At 42.1% G+C, this 4,993-nt stretch carries 4 protein-coding genes; all 4 read right to left on the bottom strand.

Translation table 11 applies throughout. The features are described from left to right. Positions 1 to 85 precede the first annotated feature (85 nt). The 4 genes from thiD to FC49_RS09375 all read right to left on the bottom strand — a co-directional run bounded on the left by thiD (position 86) and on the right by FC49_RS09375 (position 4,644). Positions 86 to 895, bottom strand: a complete 810-nt coding sequence (gene thiD, locus FC49_RS09360; protein WP_235804905.1) for a bifunctional hydroxymethylpyrimidine kinase/phosphomethylpyrimidine kinase — start codon at positions 893 to 895, stop codon at positions 86 to 88. A gap of 18 nt (positions 896 to 913) precedes the next feature. After that, positions 914 to 2,251 carry an APC family permease gene (locus FC49_RS09365; protein ID WP_056984879.1) on the bottom strand — a complete coding sequence of 446 codons (1,338 nt, stop codon included), beginning with the start codon at positions 2,249 to 2,251 and terminating at the stop codon, positions 914 to 916. A 210-nt stretch (positions 2,252 to 2,461) separates the two neighbouring features. After that, entirely contained in the window at positions 2,462 to 3,493 is a 1,032-nt protein-coding gene (gene tdcB, locus FC49_RS09370) for a bifunctional threonine ammonia-lyase/L-serine ammonia-lyase TdcB (protein WP_056984880.1), read from the bottom strand. Positions 3,494 to 3,540: 47 nt separating this feature from the next. Next, positions 3,541 to 4,644 (bottom strand): alanine dehydrogenase, encoded by a 1,104-nt coding sequence (locus FC49_RS09375; RefSeq protein WP_034537919.1) that lies wholly within the window; start codon positions 4,642 to 4,644, stop codon positions 3,541 to 3,543. Positions 4,645 to 4,993: the final 349 nt, after the last annotated feature.

Raw genomic sequence — 4,993 nt, forward strand, 5'->3', positions numbered from 1 at the left:
ACCTGTATACTTGACTGGACATAGTGCCCCAGCTGAAGGAACTCGTCTTTTAATAAAGCACTAATTTACGCAACGAATCAACCTGCTATTTGCTATGCGCGTTCCAAAGATTAATTGGACCATGACGATGACCAACAATAATTGGTTTGGAGATTGAATCATAAACAACATTTTTAGCTATTTCCGCTGCGGTAAATAAATCATTACCTTTAGCGATTTCAGCAGTAATAACTGCTGAAAAGACATCGCCAGTTCCATTTAGTCTTTCTGTACTTACATAGGGCATCGATAACCATTGGTAACTACCATCAGCTTTAAGCACTAAATCCTCAACTTTCTCTTGAGTAGGATTTTCATGTTTTCCTTTGACGATTACGTTTTTTGCGCCTAGTTCCTGAAGACGCTTAGCTGATGTCATCATTGATTCCCGTGATTCGATTTCCACACCGCTTAGAGCCTGTGCTTCGAAGGCGTTGGGAGTAATTACATCCGCCATCGGAATAATCAATTTAACAAAGTCATCATAGGCTTCATTATCAAGTAGGAAGTTACCGTGCTTAGTGATGATAACTGGATCGACAACCAATTTACCAAAACTTTCTGGGGCAAAGTTTCGATGAAAGCATCTGATAACTGCGCTTGTGCCTAACATTCCAGTTTTGGTAGCCGCAATCTTGAAATCCTTTTTTAAAGCAGCAAACTGATGATCAATAAATTCAGTCGGCATTAGTACTTGATCTGAAATTTCATATGAGTTTCCAGCAACTGCCGCCGTTAAAATCCCCATTCCATAAACTCCTGAAATGAAAAAGGCATGCAGATCAGCCGGCATTCCGGCACTACCATCACAATCATTTCCTGCGACTGTTAATACTTGAACTTTCGAATTCACAATTATCCCCACCTTAAGGACTTAGTGTTCAGCCTTTGCATTCTTCTTTTGCATGTAGAAGTAGATAGGTACACCAATCAGCGTAATTACAATCCCGATTGCAGTCGTCGTAAACTGTTGAATCAGCGTACTAATCAGGATAAATGCACCACCAATTAAAGCAATCAGTGGAATTACTGGATAAAGCGGTACCTTGTAAGGACGCTTCAAATCTGGGCGTGTCTTCCGCATCTTCATAACACCAATAAATACCATGCAGTAGAAGAACCAAATGACAAAAATCAGCATATTAGTAATAGCGTCAAACTGACCAGAAAGCATCATCAAGCAGGCAATGATGTACTGAACAAGTCCTGAAGCCCATGGGACACCAGCCTTGTTCAATTTTGCAAAGAAATTACTGAATGGTAACGTTTTTTCCTGCCCCATAACATATGGAACACGCATCCCAGTCATGGTGTAGCCGTTCATTCCGCCATAAACTGATACCAAAATACCAATAGTAACGATTTTACCGCCGATACCACCAAAAATCTTATCAGCAACATCCATGGAAACATTCAAGTTACCAGCAACTTGGTTAACAGGAACAACGTAGTAGAAAACAGCGTTGACCAGCAGGTAAACCGTGATAACAATCAACAGCCCAACTGCAATCGCCTTCGGTAAATCTTTTTGTGGATTCTTCATTTCACCGGCTAAGGTTCCAACGTGAATCCAACCATCGTAGGCGAACATAGTTGCTAGTAAAGCTGTCCCTAACGCAGCCCAGAGTGCACGGTGTGGACCAGCTTCGATTGGGAAGAGCCGAAAATCAACTCCACCTGGGTGCAAGAATCCTAGAATAACAATTGCCGCCAGTGGCAACAACTTAATGACCAAAGTTACAGAGCTTACCCAGCCACCACACTTAGCACTAATGAAGTTAAGCAAGGCAACTGAGAGTGCGGTAATCATTCCGACTGGAACAATCCATGAATCTGCCAAATGGAACAGTCCTGCAAATTGGGTCCCAAATGCGATTGCAATTGCCGCAACATTGGCAGGCATATAGACAATACCGTAAGCCCAGCCAGTTAAAAATCCCCAGAATTTACCAAAAGGTTCTTCGATGTACTTAACGATCCCCCCAGTTTCCGGGAACGCAGCTGCTACTTCAGCGGCCGTTAACCCGGCACACATATTAATAATTCCCCCAAGGAACCACGCAAATAATGCCAGACTAATGGACATGGTCGCCGTGGTTACCGCGGATGCCTTAAAGAACACCCCAGTACCAATAATTGTACCAGCAACAGTTGATAACGTAGCACCAAAGCCTAAAGACTTTTTCATGTGCTCATCATTATTCTTTGCCATTGCATTTACACCTCACATTTTATTATTAAATAATATGGCGAATAAGTGCAAAACGGTATTAGTAGAATAACACCTACTGCAGTTATCAATGTTTAGCTCATACTCTAATACCGTTTAACATCGCTTACCAAAATAGACGCCAACATCTATTATAATATTGGCGCCTAATATTATGACCGTAAATTTTAGATTAGCAATTATTAATTACTATTAACCAATACTCTTGTTAGTTGGCTTGAGGAATTCATCAATAATGTGTGATACCCGGTCAAGGTCGACATTACCACCAGAAACAAGGCCAACAACATTCTTACCCTTGATGTACTTGTCATCAACCTTGTGAGCTTCAAGAGCAGCAGTTGGCAGTGCACCGGCACCTTCAGCAACAATCTTAGTACGTTGCAAGAGGTCCTTCATTGCTTGTGCGATTTCTTCTTCATTAACAAGAACGATTTCATCAACTAACTTGTCAACAATTGGGAAGGTCAATGAACCAGGCATAGCAACATCAGTACCATCAGCCAGAGTAAAGTCGTCGTGGTGGTAAGTCAGCTTACCCTTGTTAACGGATTCAGCCATACCGTGAACGTTTTCAGATTGAACACCAACAACGTGAATACCAGGGTTAAAGGACTTCAGAGCAGTAACAATCCCTGCCATTAATCCACCACCACCAACTGGAACTAAGACAGTGTCAACATTCCACAGGTCATCGAGAATTTCAAGACCAATAGTACCTTGACCCGCCATAACGTACTTGTCGTTAAATGGGTCAACAATAGTCTTTCCTTCCTTCTTAGCACGTTCAAACATCCATTCGTGTGCGTCATCGAAGGTAGCCCCGTGAATATCAACTTCAGCACCGTAACCAGCAGTAGCAGCCCGCTTCATCATTGGTGCTTCATCTGGCATAACAACAGTCGTGTCGATGCCTAAGAGCTTACCACTCAATGCAACCCCTTGTGCGTGGTTACCGGCAGAAGCAGTAATAACCCCACGTTCTGCTTCTTCCTTTGACAAGTGTTGCATCCGGTTGTTAGCTCCACGGAACTTAAATGAACCAGTTAATTGCATGTTTTCCAGCTTCAGGAATACATTAGCATCTGCAACCTGACGGCTTAAGAACATTGATTGAATAAGAGGTGTTTTCCGAGCATATTTACTGATAGTAGCCTTGGCGTCTTCAATATCTTTAATGTTTAAAATGTCTTCTGTCTGTGCGACAACATCGTTTGTAGCCATAATACTAACCTCCAAAATTAGTAAACCGAAGCGACAACCAAGCTAAATTAAAGATCCAACTCAGTGTAAGGCAGGTCAAGAGAATCTGCCAAGCCCTTGTTAGTAACCTTACCTTCGTAAACGTTGACCCCACTCTTCAAGGATTCATCAGACTTAATAGCCTCATCAATACCCTTGTCAGCAATTTCCAGAAGGTAGTCCAAGTTACCAGCGGCCAGTGCCATCGTAGCAGTACGTGGAACAGCACCTGGTTGGTTAGGAACAGCGTAATGAATTACGCCATACTTAGTAAATACTGGGTCATCAATGGTAGTTGGGTGGTCAATGGTTTCAACAGTACCACCTTGGTCAATGGCAACGTCAGCAATAACACTGCCCTTCTTCATTGACTTAACCATATATTCCTTAACCAACTTCGGTGGACGGGCACCTGGAATAAGAATAGTTGAAATAAACAGGTCTGCATCCTTGATTTCCTTAGCAAGGTTTTCTTCATTAGATTCAACAACCCGAAGATTCTTGCCTGCATACTGCTTTTCAAGTTCCTTAATCCGCTCTGGGTTCTTTTCAATAATTACAACTGAGCAATTCATACCAAGTGCTAAGTCAGCAGCAGCAATAGCGGCATTACCACCACCAAAGATAACAACGTTGCCAGCTGGTACTTCAGCGGTTCCTGGTAAGAGAATCCCTTCACCACCGTGCTGAGCTTCCAGGTAGTAAGCACCCATGATTACGGAACGGCGCCCTGCAATGTGACTCATCGCAGAAAGCAATTCCAGCTTACCATCCTTAACAATGGTTTCAGCACCAATAGCAGTTGTGCCAGCCTTCATCATTGCCTCTACAGTTGGCTTGGAAGATGCAAGGTGTTGGAAGCCCCAAACAACTTGCCCCTTACGGAAGTACTTGTATTCTTCGGCATCTGGTTCCTTAACCTTGATTACCAAATCAGCCTTCCAGCCGTCTTCGTGTGAAACAATCTTGGCTCCAGCCTTCTCGTATTCAGCATCGTCGAAGCCTGAACCGGCACCGGCATTTGTTTCTACGAGAACGGTGTTACCGGCTTTAACCATTTCCTCAACATTGTGAGGAGTGGCAGCAACCCGGCCTTCACCTTCCTTTTGTTCCTTAATAACAGCAATTGTCATACTCATACTCGAAAACCTCCCTTTTCTTTTGAGTACGCTTTCATTATACACTATTATCTAAAAAGTAAAAGATTTTATTCACATTCATAAAAAATGTTTGATTGCCATAATCAGCCAATTTACTATGGTATCAACGGTAGTAAGCGTTTTATTTATTCTGTGTAATTTTTAACTTATTTTTCAATGAGAAACTACTAATTGTTTATTAATCACACAACTTGTGAAATTTCAAACACGATATTAAGCCTTATCCACCTTGCTATCACCGCTAAATTTAATCGAATTTCACAAAGAATTTACAAGAATTCTAGTTGTTAATGTCGGCTCTACAATTTTAAGTACTGATGGA

The sequence above is a fragment of the Limosilactobacillus oris DSM 4864 genome (genome assembly GCF_001434465.1).
In the GTDB taxonomy this organism is placed as follows: Bacteria; Bacillota; Bacilli; order Lactobacillales; family Lactobacillaceae; genus Limosilactobacillus; species Limosilactobacillus oris.